General features: G+C 74.5%; 24 protein-coding genes. 8 read left to right on the top strand and 16 right to left on the bottom strand.

Annotated features, from left to right (window positions below; translation table 11 throughout):
* Positions 1–26: 26 nt before the first annotated feature.
* From J1G43_RS12575 to J1G43_RS12550, 6 genes are all read right to left on the bottom strand, one after another.
* On the bottom strand, positions 27–806 hold the full coding sequence (locus tag J1G43_RS12575) for an amino acid ABC transporter ATP-binding protein (RefSeq protein ID WP_307859577.1): 780 nt from the start codon (positions 804–806) through the stop codon (positions 27–29).
* Positions 803–1,642 carry an amino acid ABC transporter permease gene (locus tag J1G43_RS12570; RefSeq protein WP_242635678.1) on the bottom strand — a complete coding sequence of 280 codons (840 nt, stop codon included), beginning with the start codon at positions 1,640–1,642 and terminating at the stop codon, positions 803–805. The genes J1G43_RS12575 and J1G43_RS12570 overlap by 4 nt, the downstream gene beginning before the upstream one ends.
* A gap of 61 nt (positions 1,643–1,703) precedes the next feature.
* The gene (locus J1G43_RS12565) at positions 1,704–2,495 is read right to left on the bottom strand and encodes a basic amino acid ABC transporter substrate-binding protein (RefSeq protein ID WP_207341479.1); all 792 of its coding nucleotides are present in this window, start codon (positions 2,493–2,495) and stop codon (positions 1,704–1,706) included.
* 159 nt (positions 2,496–2,654) lie between these two features.
* A complete protein-coding gene (gene valS, locus J1G43_RS12560; RefSeq protein ID WP_207370754.1) occupies positions 2,655–5,315 on the bottom strand; it encodes a valine--tRNA ligase in 2,661 nt (886 codons plus the stop codon).
* An 89-nt stretch (positions 5,316–5,404) separates the two neighbouring features.
* Positions 5,405–6,124, bottom strand: a complete 720-nt coding sequence (locus J1G43_RS12555; protein WP_207378558.1) for a DUF305 domain-containing protein — start codon at positions 6,122–6,124, stop codon at positions 5,405–5,407.
* Positions 6,121–6,759: a DUF3105 domain-containing protein gene (locus J1G43_RS12550; RefSeq protein WP_207341476.1), complete on the bottom strand. Its 639-nt coding sequence runs from the start codon at positions 6,757–6,759 to the stop codon at positions 6,121–6,123. Before J1G43_RS12550 ends, J1G43_RS12555 begins: the two co-directional genes overlap by 4 nt.
* A 210-nt stretch (positions 6,760–6,969) precedes the next feature.
* Between J1G43_RS12550 and J1G43_RS19640 the strand changes: the two genes are divergently transcribed.
* The gene (locus tag J1G43_RS19640; protein WP_207378557.1) at positions 6,970–7,941 is read left to right on the top strand and encodes an EamA family transporter; all 972 of its coding nucleotides are present in this window, start codon (positions 6,970–6,972) and stop codon (positions 7,939–7,941) included.
* Between the two features lie 19 nt (positions 7,942–7,960).
* Here the strand turns inward: J1G43_RS19640 and J1G43_RS12540 are convergent, their stop codons facing one another.
* Positions 7,961–9,631 carry a PQQ-dependent sugar dehydrogenase gene (locus J1G43_RS12540; protein ID WP_207378556.1) on the bottom strand — a complete coding sequence of 557 codons (1,671 nt, stop codon included), beginning with the start codon at positions 9,629–9,631 and terminating at the stop codon, positions 7,961–7,963.
* 87 nt (positions 9,632–9,718) lie between these two features.
* On the opposite strand from J1G43_RS12540, the gene J1G43_RS12535 reads away from it, so the two are divergent.
* The 4 genes from J1G43_RS12535 (at position 9,719) to J1G43_RS12520 (ending at position 12,678) form a co-directional block, all read left to right on the top strand.
* Positions 9,719–10,348, top strand: coding sequence for a uridine kinase (locus J1G43_RS12535; protein ID WP_249670837.1), 630 nt, complete (start codon positions 9,719–9,721; stop codon positions 10,346–10,348).
* 130 nt (positions 10,349–10,478) lie between these two features.
* Complete coding sequence (locus J1G43_RS12530; protein WP_207341513.1) at positions 10,479–11,450, top strand: TIGR03557 family F420-dependent LLM class oxidoreductase; 972 nt, start codon at positions 10,479–10,481, stop codon at positions 11,448–11,450.
* On the top strand, positions 11,447–12,241 hold the full coding sequence (locus tag J1G43_RS12525) for a coenzyme F420-0:L-glutamate ligase (protein WP_207378555.1): 795 nt from the start codon (positions 11,447–11,449) through the stop codon (positions 12,239–12,241). Before J1G43_RS12530 ends, J1G43_RS12525 begins: the two co-directional genes overlap by 4 nt.
* Positions 12,238–12,678 (top strand): hypothetical protein, encoded by a 441-nt coding sequence (locus J1G43_RS12520; protein WP_207378554.1) that lies wholly within the window; start codon positions 12,238–12,240, stop codon positions 12,676–12,678. Before J1G43_RS12525 ends, J1G43_RS12520 begins: the two co-directional genes overlap by 4 nt.
* A 21-nt stretch (positions 12,679–12,699) precedes the next feature.
* Here the strand turns inward: J1G43_RS12520 and J1G43_RS12515 are convergent, their stop codons facing one another.
* Complete coding sequence (locus J1G43_RS12515; RefSeq protein ID WP_307859576.1) at positions 12,700–13,176, bottom strand: MarR family transcriptional regulator; 477 nt, start codon at positions 13,174–13,176, stop codon at positions 12,700–12,702.
* Between the two features lie 71 nt (positions 13,177–13,247).
* Here J1G43_RS12515 and J1G43_RS12510 point away from each other — a divergent pair, with 71 nt between their 5' ends.
* Positions 13,248–13,691: an SgcJ/EcaC family oxidoreductase gene (locus J1G43_RS12510; RefSeq protein WP_207378552.1), complete on the top strand. Its 444-nt coding sequence runs from the start codon at positions 13,248–13,250 to the stop codon at positions 13,689–13,691.
* The gene (locus tag J1G43_RS12505) at positions 13,688–14,269 is read left to right on the top strand and encodes a hypothetical protein (protein ID WP_207378551.1); all 582 of its coding nucleotides are present in this window, start codon (positions 13,688–13,690) and stop codon (positions 14,267–14,269) included. The genes J1G43_RS12510 and J1G43_RS12505 overlap by 4 nt, the downstream gene beginning before the upstream one ends.
* Before the next feature lie 18 nt (positions 14,270–14,287).
* Here J1G43_RS12505 and J1G43_RS12500 read toward each other — a convergent pair whose 3' ends face one another.
* The 3 genes from J1G43_RS12500 to J1G43_RS12490 form a co-directional block, all read right to left on the bottom strand.
* A complete protein-coding gene (locus J1G43_RS12500; RefSeq protein ID WP_207378550.1) occupies positions 14,288–15,562 on the bottom strand; it encodes a DUF418 domain-containing protein in 1,275 nt (424 codons plus the stop codon).
* A gap of 114 nt (positions 15,563–15,676) precedes the next feature.
* A complete protein-coding gene (locus J1G43_RS12495) occupies positions 15,677–16,252 on the bottom strand; it encodes an HhH-GPD-type base excision DNA repair protein (protein WP_207341470.1) in 576 nt (191 codons plus the stop codon).
* 24 nt (positions 16,253–16,276) lie between these two features.
* A complete protein-coding gene (locus J1G43_RS12490; RefSeq protein WP_207378549.1) occupies positions 16,277–17,038 on the bottom strand; it encodes a bifunctional 2-polyprenyl-6-hydroxyphenol methylase/3-demethylubiquinol 3-O-methyltransferase UbiG in 762 nt (253 codons plus the stop codon).
* 114 nt (positions 17,039–17,152) lie between these two features.
* Between J1G43_RS12490 and J1G43_RS12485 the strand changes: the two genes are divergently transcribed.
* Positions 17,153–17,422 (top strand): hypothetical protein, encoded by a 270-nt coding sequence (locus tag J1G43_RS12485; protein WP_207378548.1) that lies wholly within the window; start codon positions 17,153–17,155, stop codon positions 17,420–17,422.
* On the opposite strand, the gene J1G43_RS12480 is transcribed toward J1G43_RS12485, so the two are convergent.
* From J1G43_RS12480 to J1G43_RS12460, 5 genes are all read right to left on the bottom strand, one after another.
* The gene (locus tag J1G43_RS12480; RefSeq protein ID WP_207378547.1) at positions 17,374–17,829 is read right to left on the bottom strand and encodes a class F sortase; all 456 of its coding nucleotides are present in this window, start codon (positions 17,827–17,829) and stop codon (positions 17,374–17,376) included. The two genes, J1G43_RS12485 and J1G43_RS12480, sit on opposite strands and share 49 nt — an antisense overlap.
* A gap of 173 nt (positions 17,830–18,002) precedes the next feature.
* Entirely contained in the window at positions 18,003–19,115 is a 1,113-nt protein-coding gene (locus J1G43_RS12475; RefSeq protein ID WP_207341466.1) for an ice-binding family protein, read from the bottom strand.
* Positions 19,116–19,245: 130 nt separating this feature from the next.
* Positions 19,246–20,076 carry a putative F420-0 ABC transporter ATP-binding protein gene (locus J1G43_RS12470; protein ID WP_207341465.1) on the bottom strand — a complete coding sequence of 277 codons (831 nt, stop codon included), beginning with the start codon at positions 20,074–20,076 and terminating at the stop codon, positions 19,246–19,248.
* A complete protein-coding gene (locus J1G43_RS12465) occupies positions 20,067–21,164 on the bottom strand; it encodes a putative F420-0 ABC transporter permease subunit (protein WP_242635677.1) in 1,098 nt (365 codons plus the stop codon). Before J1G43_RS12465 ends, J1G43_RS12470 begins: the two co-directional genes overlap by 10 nt.
* 9 nt (positions 21,165–21,173) lie before the next feature.
* Positions 21,174–22,190 (bottom strand): putative F420-0 ABC transporter substrate-binding protein, encoded by a 1,017-nt coding sequence (locus J1G43_RS12460; RefSeq protein WP_307859575.1) that lies wholly within the window; start codon positions 22,188–22,190, stop codon positions 21,174–21,176.
* Between the last annotated feature and the right edge of the window lies 1 nt (position 22,191).

Genomic DNA, 22,191 nt, shown 5'->3' with positions numbered 1-22,191 from the left:
CATCACGACACTAGTGCGCGCGACCGTCAGCCCTGGGGGTGCTGGTGCGTGGGATCGAGCACACGCTGGAGGAAGGACCGGGTCCGCTCCTCGCGGGGCGCGCCGATGACCTGGTCGGCCGGGCCGGACTCGACGACGAGGCCGTCATCCATGAACACGACGCGGTCGCCCACCTCGCGGGCGAAGGCCATCTCGTGGGTGACGACGATCATGGTCATGCCGGCGTCGGCGAGGTCGCGCATGACGCCGAGGACGTCACCGACCAGCTCGGGGTCGAGCGCGGACGTGGGCTCGTCGAACAGCATGAGCTGGGGGTCCATCGACAGCGCGCGGGCGATCGCCACGCGCTGCTGCTGACCGCCGGACAGCTGCCCGGGCACCGCGTGGGCGCGGTCGGCCAGGCCGACGCGCTCGAGGTTCGCCAGCGCGACGCGCTCCGCGTCCTCGCGCGAGCGGCGCAGCACGCCGCGCTGGGCCATCGTGCAGTTCTCGAGCACCGACCTGTGCCCGAAGAGGTTGAACTGCTGGAACACCATCCCGACGTGCGTGCGGACGCGGTCGATGTCGACGTCGGGGTCGGTCACCTCGACGCCGAGCACGTCGATCCGCCCGGAGGTCGGCTGCTCGAGCAGGTTCACGCAGCGCAGCAGGGTGGACTTGCCGGACCCGGACGGCCCGATGACGCACACGACCTCGCCGGCGGCGACCTCGAGGTCGATGCCGCGCAGCACCTCACGCTCGCCGAACGACTTGTGCAGGTCCTTGACCGAGACGACGACCGTGCCGTCGGTGGGGCTCTCGCTCACTTGCCGCGTCCCTTCGCTGCCGTGCGCCGTTCCAGCCAACGTGTCAGCTGGCCCAGCGGCAGGGTGATGATGAGGTAGCACGCGCCGGCGACGAACAGCGCCGTCAGCCCGCCCTGGGCGGTGCTCAGCGCGTCGCGGCCGATCTTCGTCAGCTCGTACTCGGCGACCTGCATGCCCAGCAGGAACACGAGCGAGGTGTCCTTGGTCAGCAGGATGATCTCGTTGGTCAGCGGCGGCAGCACGATGCGGAACGCCTGCGGCATGACCACCTGGACGAGGGTGCGCCCGTGGGACATGCCCAGCGAGCGCGCCGCCTCGATCTGGCCCCGGGGGACCGCCTGGATGCCCGCGCGCAGCGTCTCGGCGATGTACGCGGACGAGACCACGCCGAGCGCGATCGACGCCTTCGCGAGCATCGACGGGATGCTGACGCCGAACGCGATCGGCACGGCGAAGCCGACCGACAGCACGACGAGCAGCGCGGGGATGCCCCGGAAGAACTCGATGTAGGCGGTCGCGATCCACCGGTACGCCGCGACGGACGACAGCTTCATGAACGCGAGCAGCGCGCCGAGCGGCAGGCCCACGGCGAAGGCGCCGAGGGTGTACTTCACGGTGTTCCACAGCCCGCGCGGCATGCGGTCGGCGAGCTCGGCCGCGACCGCGGGGTCGAACAGCTGCGTGGTGACGTTGGCCCAGTCCGTCAGCGTGACGACGGCGAGGACCGCGGCGGCGAGCACCACGTACTGCACGACCCGGGTGATCCGGGCGCGGGTGCGTGGGCTCGTCCGGCGGCGGCCGGGTGGCATCTGCAAGGTCTGCGGGGCGGTGGTCATGCGCACTCCCGGGTCGTGGTGGTGCGGGGCAGGCGCCGGCCGGCCCCGCACCACGCGGGCGTCAGTCGGCGAGGGGCGCGGTACCGATGCGCTCGGTGTAGATGGCGTCGTACGTGCCGTCCTCGTGGATGCGCTCGAGCGTCGCGTCGACGGCCTCGAGGAGGGCGGTGTTCCCCTTCTTCACGCCGAGCCCGTACTGCTCTCCGGTCGGGAAGGTGCTCGTGACCTCGAGGCCCTCGGAGACGAACGCCCCCAGGACCGCGATGTCGTTGACGACGGCGTCGACCTGGCCGGTCTGCAGCGCCTGGATCTGCAGCCCCAGGTCCTCGAACTGCACCGGGGTCAGCCCCTGCTCCTCGACCCAGGTCTCGCCCGTGGTCGCCATCTGCACGGCGATCTTCTTGCCGGCGAGCGAGTCGACGTCGTCGATGCCCGAGCCCGCGGCCACGAGCAGACCCTGGTCGGCGTCGAAGTACGGCTGCGAGAAGTCGAACTTCGCGGCGCGCTCGTCGGTGATCGTCAGGCCGGACGCGCTGATGTCGCAGGCGCCGGTGTTGAGCGACGCGCCGGACTCCAGCGTGTCGAACGGCGAGACGACGACCTCGAGCTCGAGGCCGAGGTCCTCGGCCACCTCACGCGTGATGTCGATGTCGAGCCCGACGATCTCACCGTTCTCGTCCTCGAACTCGAACGGCTCGAACGGGGGGTTGGTGCAGACGGTGAGCGTGCCGGGCGTGACGAGCGCGAGCTCGCCGTCGGCCGCCGCGGCGGTGTCGTCGCCGGAGCCCGAGCAGGCGCTCAGGGCGAGCAGGGCGGCGGCCGCGAGCGCGGCGGCGGGCAGGTGGTGGCGCATGGGGGGTCCTTCCGAACGGATCTGTGCGCGCATAACTATACGCCTCACATCATTCCTATCCGTCACGCCGGCGCCAGGGACCTCCGTCCCCGGCCGGGCGGCGGCACGGGAGCGCCCGCCGCCGCCCCGAGGGCGCCGGCGGGCGCACGAGCGGGTGCCTCAGCGGGCGACCGCCTCGCCGAGCAGCGCCTCACGGGCGACCACGGTCTCGCCGGTGCCGGTGACGAGCTCCAGCGTGCCGGTGGCCCGGCCCGCGTTGCGCACGTCCTCGAGGGCGGCCTCGACGCCGGCACGCAGGGCGTCCGGCACCTCGAGGACCGCGTGCTCGACCGGCGTGCGCATGGAGACCTTCGCCTCGGACTTGACCTTGCGCAGCGCGGCGAGCGCGGCGCCCGCACCGGCCACCAGACCGGGCGTGGTGTCGCCCGCGGCGGCGCGCAGCGCGTCGCTGGTCGGCCACGGCGCGCGGTGCACCGTGCCCTCGCGCCACCACGACCAGACCTCCTCGGTCGCGTACGGCAGCACGGGGGCGAACAGCCGCAGCAGCGTGTCGAGCGCGAGCCCCAGGGCGGCGCGCGCGGACGCCGTGCCGGGCGTCACCTCGGCCGCCGAGGCGCCCGCACCGTACGCGCGGTCCTTGACCAGCTCGAGGTAGTCGTCGCAGAACGTCCAGAAGAACGTCTCGGTGAGCTCCAGGGCGCGCGTGTGGTCGTACGCCTCGAGGGCGGCCGTCGCCTGGTCGACGACGTCGGCCAGCCCGGCGAGCATCGCCCGGTCCAGCGGCTGCGTGACCAGCGCGGCGTCCAGCGACACGGGCTCGTCGGCCGGCCCGAAGGACAGGACGAACTTCGAGGCGTTGAGGACCTTGATGGCCAGGCGACGGCCGATCTTCATCTGGCCGACCTCGAACGCGGCGTCCGTCCCGAGCCGGGCGCTGGCCGCCCAGTAGCGCACGGCGTCCGTCCCGTGCTCCTCGAGCAGCCCCATCGGCGTGACGACGTTGCCCTTGGACTTGCTCATCTTCTTGCGGTCGGGGTCGAGGATCCACCCGCTGATCGCCGCGTGCTTCCACGGCAGCGAGTCCGACTCCAGGTGGGCGCGCACCACGGACGAGAACAGCCAGGTGCGGATGATGTCCTGCCCCTGCGGGCGCAGGTCCATCGGGAACGTCCGGGAGAACAGGTCGGGGTCGTCGAGCCACCCGCACACGATCTGCGGGGTCAGCGAGCTCGTCGCCCAGGTGTCCATGACGTCGGGATCGCCGACGAACCCGCCCGGCACGCCGCGCTGGTCGGTGGTGTAGCCGGCAGGCACGTCGCTCGACGGGTCGACCGGCAGCGCGGACTCGTCGGGGACGATCGGCGCGTCGTACCGGGGCTCGCCGTCGGCGTCGAGCGGGTACCACACGGGGATCGGCACACCGAAGAAGCGCTGACGCGACACGAGCCAGTCGCCGTTGAGGCCACCCACCCAGTTCTCGTACCGCACCTGCATGAAGTCGGGGTGGAACGCGAGCTCCTGGCCGCGCGCCAGCAGCTCCTCGCGCAGGCCCTCGTCGCGGCCGCCGTTGCGGATGTACCACTGGCGGCTCGTGACGATCTCGAGGGGCTTGTCGCCCCGCTCGTAGAAGTTGGCCTTGCGCTGGGTCGGGACCGGGTCGGCGAGCAGGTCGCCGGACTCCCGCAGACCCGCCACGACGGCCTCGCGCGCGCTGAACGTCGTCTTGCCGGCCAGCTCGCCGTACAGCGCGCGGCCCGTGTCGGACGTCAGCCACTGCGGGGTGTCACGCAGGATGCGGCCGTCACGCCCGACGACCGATCGCGTCGGCAGGCGCAGCTCGCGCCACCACTGCACGTCGGTCAGGTCGCCGAAGGTGCAGCACATGGCGATGCCGGCGCCCTTGTCCGGCTCGGCCGCCGGGTGGGCCAGCACGGGCACCTCGACGCCGAACAGCGGGCTGGTCACGGTGGTGCCGAACAGGTGCTGGTACCGCTCGTCGTCGGGGTGCGCGATGAGGGCGACGCAGGCCGGCAGCAGCTCCGGACGGGTGGTCTCGATGACGACCGGCTCACCGTCGGGGCGGTGGAACGCGACCTTGTGGAACGCCCCGGGGTAGTCGCGGGCCTCGAGCTCGGCCTGGGCGACGGCCGTCTGGAACGTCACGTCCCACAGGCCGGGCGCCTCGGCCTGGTAGGCCTCGCCGCGCTGCAGGTTGCGCAGGAACGCGCGCTGGGACACCGCGCGGGCCGTCGCGCCGATCGTCTGGTAGGTCATCGACCAGTCGACGGACAGTCCGAGCCGGCGCCACAGCGCCTCGAACTGCACCTCGTCCTCGGCCGACAGCCGCTCGCACAGCTCGATGAAGTTGCGGCGCGAGACCGGCACCTGGTCGCCCGGCTTCACGGCCTTGCCGTCCGTGCCCTCGTGCGGGGGCACGAAGCCCTCGACGTACGGCAGGGACGGGTCGCAGCGCACGCCGTAGTAGTTCTGCACCCGGCGCTCGGTGGGCAGGCCGTTGTCGTCCCAGCCCATCGGGTACATGACCGCGCGGCCGCGCATGCGCTGGAAGCGGGCGACGACGTCGGTGTGGGTGTACGAGAAGACGTGGCCCACGTGCAGCGACCCGGACACGGTCGGGGGCGGGGTGTCGATCGAGTACACCTGCTCGCGCTCGGCCGTCCGGTCGAACGTGTAGGTGCCGTCGTCCGCCCACGTGCGTGACCAGCGCTCCTCGAGGCCGTCCACCGTGACCTTGTCCGGTACCTGGCGGGCGGCGCGTGCGCTCGTCGGGGTCTCGGGGCTGGGGGTCAGGTCGCTCATGTCACCCATCCTCCCAGATCGAGGCACCCGGCCGTGCACGCGGTCGACGCCGCACCGGGGGCGCCGGCAGCCCTGCCGGTGCCGGGGCGTCAGTCGTCGAGCGGTCCGCCGCGGGCGTCGAGGAGGTCCTGCAGCACGACCTGCTCGCGGCTCTGGGAGTCGACGATGCCCTGCGCGAGGCGCGTCACCTCGGGATGCCGCGCGTGCTCGGCGGCGTACCCGGCCATCTCCACCCCGCCGACGTGGTGGTCGATCATCAGCGACAGGAACAGGCGCTCGGCGTCGGTGCCGTCGGCGTCGCGCAGCGCCGCCATGTCGGCCGCCTGCACCCACCCGGGCATCGCGGGCAGCCCGCCCGTGCCTCCCGCCCCCGCCGCGTGCGCGTGCTCCCCGTCCTCGCTCATCCAGGCCATCGGGCCGTCGGGGGACGCCGCCGGCAGGCCCCACAGGCGCAGCCAGGCCGCCATCTGCCCGATCTGCTGCTGCTGGATCGTGAGGATGTCGAGGGCGATCGCGCGCAGCGTCTCGTCGTCCGACCGGTCGCGGACCAGCACCGCGAGCTCGACGGCCTGCGCGTGGTGCGCCTGCATGTCGCGGGCGAACCCGGCCTCGACCGAGCCGTCGGACGGGGTCGCGGCGTCGGGGCGCGCGACGAGCGTCGCCCCGACGGCCGTGCCGACCACCAGTGCCAGCAGGACCAGCAGCGCCACGACGGCGCGGCCGGTCCCGGACAGCCCGACGAACGCCTGCCCCAGTGCGGACCGGGTGCGGTCCGCCGGGGCAGGCGCCGGCGCCGGGACGTCCGTCACGCGGGCGACCCCACGCCGTTGCTGCACAGCGCACCGGCCTCGGGCAGCTCGGGGTTCAGCAGGTACTTGCGGACGAAGACCGGCAGCCGCTCGTCCTCGGCGTCGTCGAGCTGGAGCTGGACGCCCCACGCGGTCGCGACGACGGGTGACGGCTGGCCCTCGTACGGGGAGACCATCACGTAGGGGCGGCCGTCGGCGAGCGCGTGCAGCGCCGCGACCTGGTCGGCCGGCAGGTCGGGGGAGTGCGTGAGCCAGACGGCGCCGTGCTCGAGGGAGTGCACGGCGTGCTCGTCGACCACCGGGGCGTCGTACACGCCGCAGTTCTGCCACACGGCGTTGTGCTCACCGCCCACCGGGGGCGTCTGCGGGTAGTCGACCTCGGTCGTCACGTGGTCGAACGACAGGCCGTCGAACGTCTCGACGCCCTCGATCTCCTGTCCCGCCTGGGCCTCGAGCTGCGAGGTCCGGCGGGACTCGCCCACCAGCACGACCGCGGTCGCCGCGATCAGCCCCGTGACGAGCGTGCCGATGACGCCGAGGACGATCGCGGTCTGCCGACGGGAGGAGCGGCGCTGCGCCGCCTGGATCTGCGCGAGCCGTGCGGCCCGCTCCTCGCGCTGGGAGGACGTGCTCATGCGGGGTCTCCGTCTCGGTGGGCCGGTGCGGCTGTGGTCGGTCGGGGGCGTGGTCGGTCAGGCTACGCGAAGTTGAACCGTCAACCAAGGTGCGGGGGTGCCTCGCGGTGCGCCGGCCGCACCCCGCCCGCACCACGCTCTCGACCGGGTCGTCGGCCGCGGCTAGCGTGACCCTCCGAGGAGCCTGCGGGCCGACCAGCGGGAGGCACGGTGCAGGGCTCCGGCGCGCGCAGCATCGGGATCGTCACGGGGCTCGTCGCCGCCCTCGCGTTCGCCACCAGCGGGCCGGTGGTCAAGCCGCTGCTGGCGGCGGGCTGGAGCCCCGGAGCCGCCATCGTCGTCCGGCTCACCGCGGGCGCGCTGCTCCTGGCCGGCCCGGCGCTGTGGGCGCTACGGGGTCGCTGGGTCGCGCTGCGTGCCGACTGGGCCACCGTCGTCGGGCTCGGCCTGCTGGGCGTCGCCGGGGCGTCGACGCTGTACTTCCTCGCGGTCGACCGGCTGCCGGTCGCGGTCGCGCTGCTCGTCGAGTACACCGGCCCGCTGCTCCTGGTGCTCTGGTCGTGGGTGCGCACGCGGCGCGCACCCGCCCCGGCGACCCTGGCGGGTGCCGCACTGGCCATGGGCGGGCTCGTCCTCGTGCTCGACCTCACCGGCACCCTGCGGCTCGATCCGCTCGGCCTGCTGTTCGCCGCCGGGGCGGCGGTCGGCAACGCCGCGTACTTCGCCCTCACCGCGCGACCCGTCACGCTGCCGCCCGTGAGCCTGGCGGGGGCCGCGATGGCCGTGGGCGCGGCCGTCGTGGGGCTGCTGGCGGCCGTCGGCGTGCTGCCGGTCGAGGCGCCCGACGTCCGCGTCGAGGTGCTGGGGACCCGGATGCACTGGGCGGTCCCGCTGCTCGTGGTGGCCGCGGTGCCCACGGCGTTCGCGTACGGGGTGTCGGCCGTGTCGGTGCGGTTGCTGGGGGAGCGGCTCGCGTCGTTCCTCGCGCTGTCGGAGGTGCTGCTGGCCGTGCTGCTGGCCTGGGTGCTGCTGGGCGAGCAGCCGCTGGTCGTGCAGGGGCTCGGTGCGGTCCTGGTGGTCGCCGGTGTCGCACTGGTGCGCACCGGGGCGGACCGTGACGTGCGGCGGGGCGCGGCCCCGCCGCCGGCCGTCGACGTGCAGGCGACGTCCGGGCCCGGCTGAGCCGGCGGCCCGGCGGGCGTCATCCGCCGGGCCGGACCCGCAGGATCCGCTCGTTGCTGTTGTTCGCGACGGAGTCCTTGTCACCGCGCGTGCTCGTCGTCAGCCACAGCGAGCCGTCGGCCGACGGCTCGACCGTGCGCAGCCGGCCGTAGGTCCCCGACAGCAGGGTCCGCAGGTCCGTGAGCTGCCCGTCCGCCGTGATCGTCGCGCGGTACAGGCGGGTGCCGCGCAGGCACGCGATCCACAGCGAGTTCCCCGTCACGGCCAGACCGCTGCACGACGCGGACGCCACGGGCAGGGTGAGGCGCGGCGCGACGAGCCCGGGACCGGAGCAGTCGCCGCTGGTGCCCTCGCACTGCGGCCACCCGTAGTTGCCGCCGCGGACCACCACGTTGGTCTCGTCCATCACGGAGTTTCCGAACTCCTGCTGCCACAGCCGGCCCTGGGCGTCGAACGCCAGGCCCTGCGGGTTGCGGTGCCCGTAGCTCCACACCGCGTTGCCGAACGGGTTGTCGGCGGGGACCGACCCGTCGGGTGCGATCCGCAGCACCTTGCCCGCCAGGTTCGACGTGTCCTGCGCCCACTGCGGGTTCTGCCCGTCGCCGGTCGCGACGTAGAGCATGCCGTCGGGCCCGAACCGCAGCCGCCCGCCGTTGTGGTACTTGTTGCGCGGGATGCCGCTGACCAGCACCTGCGGGGTGCCGGACAGCGCGCCGTCGGAGTAGCGGATGCGCACGACCCGGTTGTCGGTGGTCGTGGTGTGCATGACGTACAGCCAGGGCGACGTCGTGAAGTCGTCGGCGACCTCCAGGCCCAGCAGCCCGCCCTCACCGTCCGTGCCGGCGACCCCGGGCACCGTGCCGACCACGCGGGTCGCGCCCGTCGCGGGGTCCAGCCGCACCACCTGGAACGTGTCGCGCCGCCCGTAGAGCACCGAGCCGTCCGGCAGCTCGACCAGCCCCCACGGCAGGTCTCGCTCGGTGGCCGCCTGGGTGACGGAGCAGATGGCGTCCGTGCAGGTGCCGCCCGTGGTGACGCGCACGGCGTCGGAGTTGGGGGACCGGTTGCCGGCCTGGTCGCGCGCCCGGACGCGGTACGCGTAGGTGTAGCGCTCGCGCAGCCCCGAGTCGACGAACGTGAGGACCGAGCCGGAGGTGCTGCCGACCACGGAGCCGTTGCGCAGGATGTCGTAGGCGGTGACGCCGACGGCGTCGGTCGCGGCCTGCCACGTGACCGTGACCGTGGTGCCCGTGGCCCGCACGGCGACGCCCGACGGCGCGGTCGGCGCGGTGGTGTCGACCTGGCACGCCGGCACGCGCAGATCGAGCGTGCCGCTCGCCTGCGACACGTTGCCCGCGGCGTCCCGGGCGTTGACGTACAGGCCCCAGGTGACGCCGGGCACGAGGGTGAGGAGCGCCTGCGTGGTGGTGCCCGCGACGGTCGTCATGTGCTGCCCGTCGTGGTAGACGTCGTACGCCACGACGCCCACGTCGTCGCTCGACGCGGACCACGTGAGCCGCACGGCGGTGCAGCTCAGCTCGCTGGTCCGCAGGCCGGACGGTGGTGTCGGGGCGGTGGTGTCGGCGGCCACCGCGTGCGGGGCCACGGGGGCGGCCGTCGCCGCGGGTGCGAGGGTCACGGCCAGCGCCGCCACCAGGACCAGGACGAGGGCAGGACGGGTGCGAGTCATGGGGTTCCAATCGCCGACGCTGGGACGAATCTGCCCGATCCGGACGAGTCGCGCCAGGGCAGGGCGCACGGCCGAAACGGTTCGGACGTGAGCGCCGTGCCCGCGCGGGTGCGGCCGACGACGCCCGGGGCGCTGGTCGCGCACGTGGCCGACCTCGCGGCCGCGGTCCCCGGTCGGTGCCGCGTGCTCCTCGACGGGGCCGCGCCGCTGCGCCCGCAGGACCCGGCCGACGCGCTCGTCGACGCGCTGCGGGCCGCGGGCCGGCCGGTCGTCCGCGTGCACGCCGACGACTTCCTGCGGCCCGCGTCGCTGCGGTACGAGCACGGCCGGCAGGACCCGGACGCGTACCTCGAGGACCGGCTGGACGTGGGCGCGCTCGCGCGCGAGGTGCTCGACCCGTTCGCCGCCGACGGCACGTACCTGCCCTCGTTGTGGGACGCGGTGCGGGACCGCGCCACCCGGGCGGCACGCCGGCAGGCGCCACCGGGGGCCGTGCTCGTCGTGGACGGCGAGCTGCTGCTCGGCAGGTGGCTCGACGCCGAGCTGACGGTCCACCTCACCGTGCGCCCGGCGACGCTGGCGCGGCGGCTGGGCCCGCAGGACGCCTGGATGCTGCCCGCGTTCGCGCGGTACGAGCAGGAGGTCGCCCCGCAGGACGTCGCGGACGTGGTGGTGCGGGTGGACGACCCGCGGCACCCGGCACTCGTCGTGCGCTGAGCCCGCTGAGCCCGCTGCGCCCGTCGTGCACCCCGCGGCGGACCACCGGGTGCGGGCTAGGCTCGACGGCACAGGGGACGAGCACCAGGAGGCGCACCAGGTGGCAGGGCTGACGATCGGGTACGCGGCGATGCTGGAGCAGTTCCACCCGCGTGAGGCGGTGGAGCTGTCCGCGTACGCCGAGCAGCACGGGTTCTCCGGCGTCATGGCCGCCGACCACTTCCAGCCGTGGGTGCCCGCGCAGGGGCAGTCCTCGTTCGTCTGGAACGTGCTCACGGCCGTCGGGGAGCGCACGACGGGGGACATGGGCCCCGGCGTGACGGCGCCGACGTTCCGCTGGCACCCCGCGATGGTCGCGCAGGCGTCGGCGACGCTCGCCGCGATGTACCCCGGCCGGCACTGGCTGGGTCTGGGCTCCGGCGAGGCGCTGAACGAGCACGTCGTGGCGGGCTACTGGCCCGAGGCGCCCGAGCGCATCAACCGGATGTTCGAGGCGATCGACATCATCAAGAAGCTCTTCGCGGCCTCGCTGGCGGGCAAGGACGTCAAGCACGCCGGTCCGTTCTACAAGCTCGAGTCGACGCGCCTGTGGACCATGCCCGAGGTCGCCCCGGAGATCCTCGTCGCCACCGCCGGCCCGGTCACCGCCAAGCGCACCGGGAAGCACGCGGACGGGATCATCACCGTCGGTGCGCCGCTGGAGAAGATCAGCGGCCTGTTCGGCAAGTTCGCCGAGGGCGCGCGCGAGGCGGGCAAGGACCCGGACGCGATGCCGAAGGTCCTCCAGCTCCACATGTCGTGGGCCGAGACGGACGAGCAGGCGCTCGCCAACGCGATGCACGAGTGGCCCAACGGCGGCATGAAGTTCCCCAAGGCCGACATCCGCTCCCCGTTCGACCTCGAGCAGATGGCCAAGCTGGTGCGTCCCGAGGACTTCGCCGGCCGCATGGTGATCTCCGCCGACCCCGACGTGCACCGCGCCGAGATCCAGAAGTACGTGGACCTCGGGTTCGACCGCATCTACCTGCACAACGTCGGCCGCAACCAGCGCGAGTGGATCGAGGTCTTCGGTCGCGACGTGCTGCCGAAGCTGTCGCGGTGAGCGCGGGCGAGCTGCGCGTCTGGGCGCCCGACGGCGTCCCGGAGGTCGTCCCGGGCGACGACCTCGTCGCGCTGCTCGTGGCGGTGCTGCGCGCCGACGCGCTCGACGAGCCGGGGCACGCGCTCGCCGACGGTGACGTCGTGGTCGTCACCAGCAAGGTCGTCTCCAAGGCGGAGGGGCGCGTGGTCGCCGCCGACGACCGCGAGCAGGCCATCACGGACGAGACCGTGCGGGTCGTGGCGACCCGCGAGCACGCCGGGGGCGTCACCCGGATCGTCGAGAACCGGCTCGGCCTGGTGATGGCCGCGGCGGGCGTCGACGCGTCGAACACGCCCGAGGGCACCGTGCTGCTGCTGCCGGCCGACCCCGACGCGTCCGCCCGTGCGCTGCGGGCCGGGCTGGTCGCGGTGTTCGGCGTGCGCCTCGGGGTGATCGTCACCGACACGGCGGGCCGGCCCTGGCGGCAGGGCGTCACGGACCTCGCCATCGGTGCGGCGGGCGTCGACGTGCTCGACGACCTGCGCGGGCAGCTCGACACGTTCGGCCGGCCGCTGACCATGACCGTCGCGGCCGTCGCCGACGAGATCGCGAGCGCCGCCGAGCTCGTCAAGGGCAAGGCGTCGGGGCGGCCTGTTGCCGTCGTGCGCGGTGTCGGTCACGTCGTGACCGACGACGACGGGCCGGGCGCGCGCGTGCTGGTGCGCACCGGCCCCGACGACATGTTCCACCAGGGGTCGGCCGAGGCGTACGCCCAGGGGTGGAAGGACGCGCTCGAGCGGCCGGGACGATGACCGGGCCCGTGGCCGACGAGGTCGTGCTCGTCGTCGACGCCGCGAACGTCGTCGGCTCGCGCCCGGACGGCTGGTGGCGGGACCGCGCCGGCGCGGCGACCGCACTGCTGGGGCGGCTGGCGGGACTCGTCGGGGTCTGCGCGACGGGTCCGGGCGGCGATCCGGTACGCGTGCTGCGCGTCGAGGTGGTGCTCGAGGGCCAGGCGCGCGGTGCGTCGGACCCGGGTGTGCCCGGTCTCGTCGTCCACCTCGCCCGGCGCGACGGCGACACCGAGGTCGTCGCACGGGCTGCGGCTGCCGTACCGGCGGCGCTCGTCGTGAGCGCTGACCGCGGACTGCGCGCACGGCTCGGCGACGCGACGGTGGCAGGTCCGGGGTGGTTGCTCGCGCTGCTCGACCGGACAGGCGGCGGATGCGGCGCCGACGTCACGTCGTGAACCGGTCGCGGCCGTCGCGGCTCAGGGTGCTGCGCGTGCGTCGGGTCGGCCGTGCCCGTGCCGTGTGGCGCCCAGGAGGACCGTCTGCTCGCGCAGGGTGGTGATCATGCGACCGAGGTACTCGACGATCGCAGCCTGCTGGTCGGGCGTGTACTCGGCGAGGAGGCCGCCGAGCGCTCCGCCGAGACGCGTGAAGGCCTCGGCGAGCGCCGGGTTGGTCGAGGGCACGGCGCGGATGATCGCCCGCCGCCGGTCTGCCGGGTCCGTCTCGCGCAGCACGTGCCCGCCCGCGGCCAGGCGGCCGACGAGGCTGGTGATCGCCGCACCGGTGAGGCCGGTCCGCCGGGCGAGCTCGGTGGCGCTGAAGGGTCCCTCCCGCTCGATGAGCTCGAGGGTCTTCAGGTCGCCCGCCGACAGGCCGACGCGTGCGGCGACCGCCTGGTGGAACAGGACGACGGCGCTGCTGAGCTCGCGGCCGAGGTCGGGACTGCTTGACACGGGACCTCCCAATCACTTAGATCAATCGTAGTAATCACTACGCCCGATCTAAGTACATCAGGGGGCTCGGCATGGATGCCACCGAGGCGATCGACGTGACGATGAGCGGGATCGAGGCTTCCTGGTCCGCGGGGGACGCGCGGGCCTTCGCTGCGCTGCACGCGCCGACGGCGACCTACCTCGCGTTCGACGGCACGCTGATGATCGGGAGGCACGAGATCGAGAGCGGGCACGCGCCGCTGTTCCGCGGGATCATGCGCGGCTCGCGGCTCGTCAGCTGGGACCGTCACGTGCGGCTGGTCTCGCCCGACGTCGCGGTCGCCACGCAGAAGGGCGGGATCATCATGCGGTGGCAGGGCGACCGCGCGACGCCGTCGGCGAAGCGGGTCTCGGCGAACACGACGGTGCTCGTCCGCGACGGGGACCGATGGGTGGTGACGGCGTTCCAGAACACCCGGTACCGGCCGTGGGCGCAGACGTTGGCGGGCCGGGTGATGACCCGGTCGACGCGATGACCGCCGTGTCGCGCCATGTGCGCGGCGTCGCGGACCTGCTGGGCTCGGCGGCGGCGTTGTACCTCACGGCGCCGCTCCTGCTCGGGATCGCGGTGGTGCCGGCGGCCCTGCGCAGCTACCAGCTGTACAGCGGCGACCCCGACGTCCTGCTGGAGCTGGTGGTCGAGCTCCTGCGCGTGGTCCTGGTCGTCGCCATGGTCGTGGTCGGCCGGCGGTGGCGCGGCGTCGCGGGCCACCCGTGGCGGCAGGTGCGGGCCGACGTGGCCCACGCGTACCGCGTGGGCTGGTTCGGCATCCTCGTCCGACTGGGCGTGGTCACAGGCGCCGCGCTCGCCGTAGGAGCCGGGGTCGAGGCGGTCGTGACGGAGTCGTCGGTGCGTACCGTGCTGAGCGCCCTGGTGCCGGACGGCGCACCTGCGCGGCGCGTGGCTGTCGCCGTGACGTTCGCCGTCAAGAACGTCGTCGTGATTCCGGTCTACGTCGCGGCCCTGCTCATCGCGAGCGGTGCGGTACCGGCGCCGCCGGGAGTGGTGGCCGAGGATCGTCAAGGCCCTGACCGCGGCGCGGACGGCCCGTAGCCTCGAGCCCCGTGGCCTTCACCGTCCTGGACGAACCGTGACGGTCGGCCGGGTGGACGCCGTGGCCCGGCCGTAGACCAGTCTGCGGTACAGCCACTCCGCCGGCCCGCGCCGCCCCGCGGCCTCGAGAGCGACCGCGACCGCGACGGTGACGAGCCACACGCCGACGGCCCACGCGACCACCTGCGCCGAGCCCATGTCCCGTCCGAGACCTCCGGCCCACGCGGCGAGCGGGAGCACGAAGAGCACCGACTGCAGCAGGTAGCACGTCAGCGACCGGGTGCCGACGGCCCGCAGCGCGCGGCCGGCGGGCCCGAGCGTGGCGGTCGTCGTGCCGCGGGCGGCGACGACCCAGCCCACCAGCGCGGCGAACGCGACGCCACCGGCGGCGCCGGTGACCTCGTGCAGGATCGCCGACCCGATCGCGTCGCCGGTGGACGGGTCGCGCAGCCGCGCGACGGCGGTGGCGAACGGCACGGCACCGACCACGCTGACGGCCAGCCCCACGACCGCCGTGCGGCGCAGCAGCCGGACGTGGTCGGCCGGACGCTCGAGGACCGAGCGACGCGCACCCCACATGCCCAGGAGCACGAGCGGCAGCGCGATGAAGGCGCCCAACGGTGCGCCGAACAGTCCGCTGAGTGCCCGCGTCGCCAGCGCCGCCAGGGGCGACTCCTCGACGGGGATGACGAACGGCTCGCCCAGGAAGACCTCCTGGAGCACGATCGCGCCGTTCATCGCGCCACCGACGACCCCGGAGGCGACCAGCACGGTCGCGGACGTGACGAGCAGCGCGCGGTCGGACGCCCGGACGAACGCCACCGCCAGCAGGCCGGTCAGCCCGTAGGCGCCGAGGATGTCGCCCTCGAACAGCAGCAGGACGTGCGCCACGCCGAAGGCGACGAGCAGCGCGGCGCGGCGCAGCAGGTCCGCGCGGCACGCGGGCCACGGCACCCACGCGGCCGCCCGGCGGCGCACGACGACACCGATGCCGTAGCCGTACAGCAGCGCGAACATCGGCATCGTGCGCCGGTCGACGAGGAGCGACACCACGCCGTCGACGGTGCGGTCCAGCGTCGAGGAGTCGACGGGCCGCAGGCCCAGGCCCACGGCACCGCCTGCGAGGTGCACCACGGCGTTGGCGATCGCGATGCCCAGCAGCGCGAGCCCGCGCGCGACGTCGGGGGCGACGGCCCGGCTCGCGACCGGGACGGGCCCGACACGGGGGCGGGGCGGCGGCGGGAGCGTCACCGGTGCGGCGTGGGGCAGCACGGCGGGAGGCGGCGTCGTCATGGGCTCATCGTCACGTGCCCGTAGGTGCCGGCGCGTCGGTCTCGGGGACGGCCCGGGCCTCCGTCGCGCGACGGAGGCCCGGCTGGGGGCCCGCCGTCCGGAAGGGCGGCGAGGTCAGCGAGCGGCCTTCGCCGCGGCCTTGGCGGCGCGCTTGGTCTCGCGGACCCTCCCGAGCGACGCGGCGTCGCGGACGTCCGCGATCGACCGGAACTCGTCGTCGCCGTACGCACCCGCGGCCTCGCGCCACCCCGCGGGCTGCACGCCGCGCTGCTTGCCCAGCAGTGCGAGGAAGATCCGCGCCTTCTGGTCACCGAAGCCGGGCAGCGCCTTGAGGCGGCGCAGCACCGTCGGGCCGTCGGGGTCGCCGTCGGTCCAGATGCGCGTCACGTCGCCGTCGTACTCCTCCACGACGGCCCGCGCGACGGCCTGGATGCGGCCCGCCATGGACCCGGGGTACCGGTGCACCGCGGGCGGCGTCGCGCACAGCGCGGTGAACTCGTCGGGGTCCGCCTCGGCGATGCGGTGCACGTCCCAGCCGGCCATCCGGTCGGCGATCTTCGCCGGCCCGGCGAACGCGGTCTCCATGGGCACCTGCTGGTCGAGGAGCATCCCGACGAGCAGCGCGAACGGGTCGTCGTCGAGCAGGCGGTCGGCGGCGGCGTCGCCCGTCATCCAGAGTCTGTCGGCCATGACGCCATTGTCCACGCAGCGGCCTCAGCCGCGGCGGGCGGCGAGCGACAGCATGGTGGGGATGGTCGCGAACCAGCGCTCGTCGTCGGTCCACCCGTGCTCGGGGACGCGGCGGGCGGGGAGCGACGGCGGCTCGTCCAGGTCGACGAGAACCAGGCCGGCGGCACGGAGCTGCTGGACGTACCAGGTGAGCGGCCGGTGGTAGTGGCGGTGGCCGCCGAACGTGTCGATCCACCGCTCCTCGTGCTCCAGGTAGCCCGTGACGCGCCGGTGCCGCTCGTCGTCGTACACGGGCTGCTGGTGGAAGAACGCGGGGTGCAGGAGGGTGGCGATCAGCACCCCGTCGTCCGTCAGGAGCGAGGCGACGTCGGCCAGCAGGCGGTCGAGGACCGGCACGTCCATGAGGACCATGTGGCTCACCACGGCGTCGAAGGGGCCGGTTGCCCCGTTCGGGACGCCCGCGGTGAGGTCGGCGACCTCGAACCTCAGCGTCGGGTGGTCGGTCCGCGCCCGTGCCACGAGCTCGGCGCTGCCGTCCACGCCGACGACGTGGGCCCCGCGCTCGGCGAGCAGCCCGGCGAGCCACCCGTGTCCGCAGCCGAGGTCGAGCACGTGCGGTCGGCCGGTCGGCAGCCAGCGGTCCAGGAACGGTTCGAACCGCCGCCAGAACGAGTCGTCGGGGCCGCCCACGGTGGCGGCGTAGGCGCGCGCCGACCGGTCCCACGCCCGGAGGTCGGTGACCGAGCCGTCCGTCGACGCGTCGTCGGTCGGCGTCGGTGGCGTCATGAGCCCATCGTGGCGGGCGTGGTCACGCGGGCGCGAGACCGGCTCGCCGTCCGGTTCCGGACGAACCGGACATCGGCCCCGTCCGTCCGGGCCGGGCGCGTGGCCGGCACGGTCGTGACCGGTCAGGTGACGCTCGCCTTGCACCTGCCGCGCGGCACGACGACCGTCGGGCGCGGGCCGCACAGCGACGGGCGGCTCACCGACCCGATGGTCTCCACGACGCACGTCCGCGTCGTGCCGGTGCACCCGGCGTGGACGGTGGGGGAGCTGCGGGACCGGTTCGTCGACGTCGACGGCGTGCCCGCGCGGCAGGGTGGTCGCACCGTCCCGGGCGCTCAGCCGGGTCGGACCAGCTCCGCGAAGACGACCACGTTCGCCTCGTAGTGCCGGACGGCCCGGTCCCACTCGCCGCCGCAGGTGATGAGGCGGAGCCCGGCGTGGTCGATGTCGCCGTAGACCGCGTCCGTCGGGAAATGGTCCTTCGGGTGCTCCTCGACAGCCGTGACCTGGAACACCGGGACCGTTCCGTCCGTGCGGGTGACCCGGATCTCGTCCCCCGCGGCGAGGTTCGCGAGCTCGTAGAACACCCCGGGGCCGGAGGCCCAGTCGACATGGCCGGCGATGACCGCGGGCCCGAGCTCACCGGGTGTCGGCGCGCCGTCGTACCACCCGGCGGGGAAGCCTGCCGGGGGAACCTCCAGGGTGCCGTCGTCCTGCAGGCCCAGCCTCATCAGCTCGGAGTCGACGCCGATCGCGGGGATCTGCAGGCGCACGGGGGCGGAGGCCGCCATCCTGACCGGCCCGGCCGTCCGGGCCGGAGCCGTCGCGGGCACCGCGGTGACCGCCGGGGCCGTCGCGGGGGTGGCCGGGTCAGGGGCCTTCGGCGCCGCGGCCGGCGCGGAGCTGCACGCGGCGGTCGTCAGGACGAGTGCGACCGCCCAGGCGATCGCACCCGTCCGTCCCGTCACGCGGCGGGCAGCCGACGACGGGCACGCAGTCCGGCCGCCCCGGCGACGACGGCACCGCCGAGCAGTGCGGCGCCGTGGAGAGCGTTCCCGGTCGACCCGGCGTCGATGCTGCTGCCGTCGCCGGTCGCGACACCCCCGATCGGCACACGGCCGACCTGCGGGGAGGAGGCTGCGTCCTCACCCGATCCCGCGCCGGGCCCGTCGCCCGATCCCGCGCCGGGGTCGTCGCCCGATCCCGCGTCGGGGCCGTCGCCGGAACCTGCGTCGGGAGCGGTGGTCTGGTCGCCACCCGGGACGGGGGCGGTGCTCGGGCCGGGTGTCGCACCGGGCGTCGGAGAGGCGCTCGTGCTCGTGCTCGGCGAGGCGCTCGGGCTCGGCGACGTGCACAGCGGACGGGTGATGGTGTTGGAGTCCAGCGTGACCGCGCCGTTGCGGGCGAGGACCCGGCCGTCGACCGTCGCCCCGGTGGTGAGCGTGATGGAGGTCAGCGCCAGGATCGTGCCGGTGAAAGCGCTCCGGACGCCGAGCGTCGCAGAGCTGCCCACCTGCCAGTAGACGTTGCAGGCCTGGGCGCCACCGATCAGCTCGACCGCGCTGTCCGTCGCGGTGATCAGCGTCGACGGCGTCTGGAAGACGAACACCGCGTTCGGGTCGCCCTCGCCGTCCAGCGTCAGGGTGCCCGTGATCCCCAGCTCGCCGCCCGAGGAGTACACCCCCGACGTCAGCGTCAGCCCACCGAGCTCGACGGGTGCCGCGAGCACGGGACCCTGCCCCGCGGCGTCGTCGTACGCGGTCACGAGGTCACTCTTGGCCCGCTCCGCGACCTCGTCCGCGGCGTGGGTCGCCCCGGTCTGCGTGATCGAGCCCGCCCCGGAGATGGCCGGCGTGGGGAACGTGCCGATTTCACCCGCAACCGTGGTGGGTCCGGTGTTCGTGATGCCGGAACCGGCGAGGATCGCGAAGCTCCCGGCCGTGGCGAGCGGCACCGGGACGGCCGCGGCCTGGGCGTTCGACGCCAGGGCGACGACGACAGCGACGGTCGCGGCGACCGCTGCCAGTGCCGCTGTGCGGGGGTGTGCGTGGGTATGCCCACGGGTTGTCGCCTTCATGCCTGTGCCTCCGAGGATTGGGGGCGGTCCACCTCGACCGCCACCGGATTCGACCCTATGTGCTGGCAGTGAGCCGCTGGCAAGCAAGGTCGCGATCCCGGCGCGGGGAGCACGTCGTGGAGCGCGGGTCCTACGCCCCGGCAGGCCGCGGGTCCCTGGCCTGCGGGGACGTGCCGGCCGGCGCCGTGAGCGCGATGACGGGACGGCCCGTGCCTGGGTGCGTCAGGACCTCGGCGTCGACGCCGTAGACGGCCCGCAGCAGCGCGGGGGTCAGGACGTCGGACGGCGGCCCGGCCGCCGCGAGGCGACCGGCGGACAGCACGATCACGTGCTCGCAGAACGCCGCCGCGAGGTTGAGGTCGTGCAGCGCGGCCACGCTCGTGACCCCGAGGTCACGCACGAACGCGAGCATCGAGAGCTGTGCGGCGACGTCGAGGTGGTTGGTCGGCTCGTCGAGCAGCAGGAGCCGCGGCTCCTGGGCGAGCGCCCGGGCGATGTGCACGCGCTGACGCTCACCGCCCGACAGCGTCGACCACGCCCGGTCGGACAGGTGGGTCGCCGACGCGGCGTCCAGCGCCCGGTCCACCGCACCGGCGTCGTCGTCCGTGCCCCACAGCGTGCGGTAGGGGATGCGGCCCAGCGCCACGACCTCGCGCACGCTGAGCGGCACCGTCGCGCCGGAGTCCTGCTCCAGCAGCGCCACGTGACGCGCGCGCACACGCCGATCCATGCGATGGACCGGCACCGCCGGTGTGGGGTCCGCCGCACCGGGGTCGGTCACCAGCACGGCCCCGGCGTCCGGCGCCAGCAGGCCCGCCACCAGGCGCAGGAGCGTCGTCTTGCCCGCACCGTTGGGGCCGAGCAGCCCGGTGAGCGCCCCGGGCGGCGGGGTCGCGTCGACGCCGTCGAGCACCCAGCGGCCTCCCAGGCGCGTCCCGACGCCGGCGATCGTCAGCTCCATGTGCCACCCCGTCCCCGCAGCAGCAGCACCGCGAACACGGGTACGCCGATGAGCGCGGTCACGATCCCCACGGGCAGCTCGCGCGGGTCGAACACCGTGCGCGCCAGGGTGTCCGCCCAGACCAGCAGGACCGCACCGGCCAGGCCCGCGACGGGCAGCAGCCGGCGGTGCGAGGGGCCCGTCACCACCGACACCGCGTGCGGCAGCACCAGGCCGACGAACCCGATGGCGCCCGACACCGCGACCATCGCCCCCGTGAGCACGGCGACGAGCGTCATCATCGCCCACCGGGTGCGCTCCACGTCCACGCCCAGCGCGGCGGCCGCGGTGTCGCCGAAGGTGAACGCGTCGAGCCGTCCCGCCGTGACCAGCACGACCGTGCCGACCACGACCAGCGCACCGCCGGCGATCGCGACCGACGACCACGTGGCCCCCGCCAGCGACCCCATGAGCCACGAGAGGATCTCGCGGTACGAGTCACCGGTGGCGGTCCAGAAGATGACGAACGACGTCGCCGCGGCCGCGAGCTGGGAGATCGCCAGACCGGCGAGGACGGCGCGCGTCGGGGTGAGCGTGCCGCCCGTGCGGGCCAGCGTGAGCGTCGCGACCAGCGCCGCCAGCGCCCCGACGAACGCCGCGACCGGCAGCAGCAGCCCCACGCCCAGCACCAGCACCGCCACGGCGCCCAGCGACGCCCCCGACGAGAGCCCCAGCAGGTACGGGTCCGCCAGCGGGTTGCGCGTCATCGACTGCATCACCGCCCCGGCGACCGCCAGGCCCGCGCCGACGGCGGCCGCCGTGAGGACCCGCGGCAGGCGCAGGTCCCAGACGATCGCGTCGTGCAGGCGCGGCACGTCGGGCGCGCGCAGGCCCAGGTGCGCGAGCACCGAGCGGACCACCTCGCCCACCGCGACGTCCGCGGGGCCGATGGTCACGGCGACCAGCAGCGTCACGACGAGCGCCGCCGACCCCACGGCGACGAGCAGCGCCAGCGGTGGGCGCAGCGGGGCCCGCCCGGTGGCGTCGCCCGCGAGCAGAGGGCCGGCGGGCGGCTCGCTGCGCGGGGCACGGAGGCGTCGGTTCAGCATCGGTGCAGGTCAGCCCTCGCTCGTGGCGGCCGGCGTGCCGGCGTCGAGCGCCCGCACCGCGTCCGCGATGTCGGAGGCGGCCTGCGCGTTGCGCACGCCGGCCTCGGACGCGGCGAACGGGACCACGACGTACCGCTGCTCGCGCACCGCGGTGAGCTGGGAGGCCGCCGGGTGCGCCGCGAGGAAGTCCCTCTTCTTCTGCGCCGAGTTCCACGCGGAGTCCACGAGCACCAGCACGTCCGGGTCCGCCGCCACGACCTGCTCCCAGCCGACCGACGTCCAGGTGTCGTCGACGTCCGCGAACACGTTGGTGAGCCCCGCGGTCTCCAGCAGCATCTGCGGTGCACCGATCCCGGCGCCCACGAAGGGCGTGTCCGTGCCGGACGACCACCACACCGCGGTGGCGCCGTCCACCGGCTCGATCGCGTCGAGCGTCGCCTGCTGCGCGGCGACGACCTCCCGCGCGGCCTCGGGGACCCCGAACACCTCACCGACCTCGCGGATCTCGCCCAGGACGTCGTCGAACGTCAGCGGGTCCGGCTGGTACGCGGGGTCCTTGCACGCGCTGGGCGACACGTACGTCGCGATGCCCAGCGCGTCGAGCGTCGAGCGCTCGCCCGCGCCGTCCGCGCTGAGGTTGGACTCCCAGCCGGCGTAGACCAGGTCGGGCTCGGCCTCGAGCAGGGCCTCCTGGCCGGGCACCTTGTCCGAGAGGACCGGGACGTCGGCGACGTCCGCGGCCCACTGCTCCGGGACGGGCCCGTCGGCGAACGCGGTGCCGACCAGCGCGTCGGCCAGGCCGAGCGCGAGCATCATCTCGGTCGTCGACGACTTGATGGTCACGACGCGCTGCGGCGGGGCGTCGAACGTGACCTCGGTCCCGCAGTTGTCCAGGGTGACGGGGGCGTACGTCGTGGGCACGTCCGACGGGGTCGCCGAGGGTGCCGCGGCCGGGGCGCCCGTGGAGCACGCGGCGAGGGCGAGCACGCCGACGGCGACGCCGGTGACGAGCACGGCGCGGGGCACG

Source organism: Cellulomonas sp. zg-ZUI22 (assembly GCF_017353535.1).
Taxonomy (GTDB): Bacteria; Actinomycetota; Actinomycetes; order Actinomycetales; family Cellulomonadaceae; genus Cellulomonas; species Cellulomonas wangleii.
Note: the sequence above shows the minus strand (reverse complement) of the source record. Positions and strands in the feature narration are given on the sequence as shown.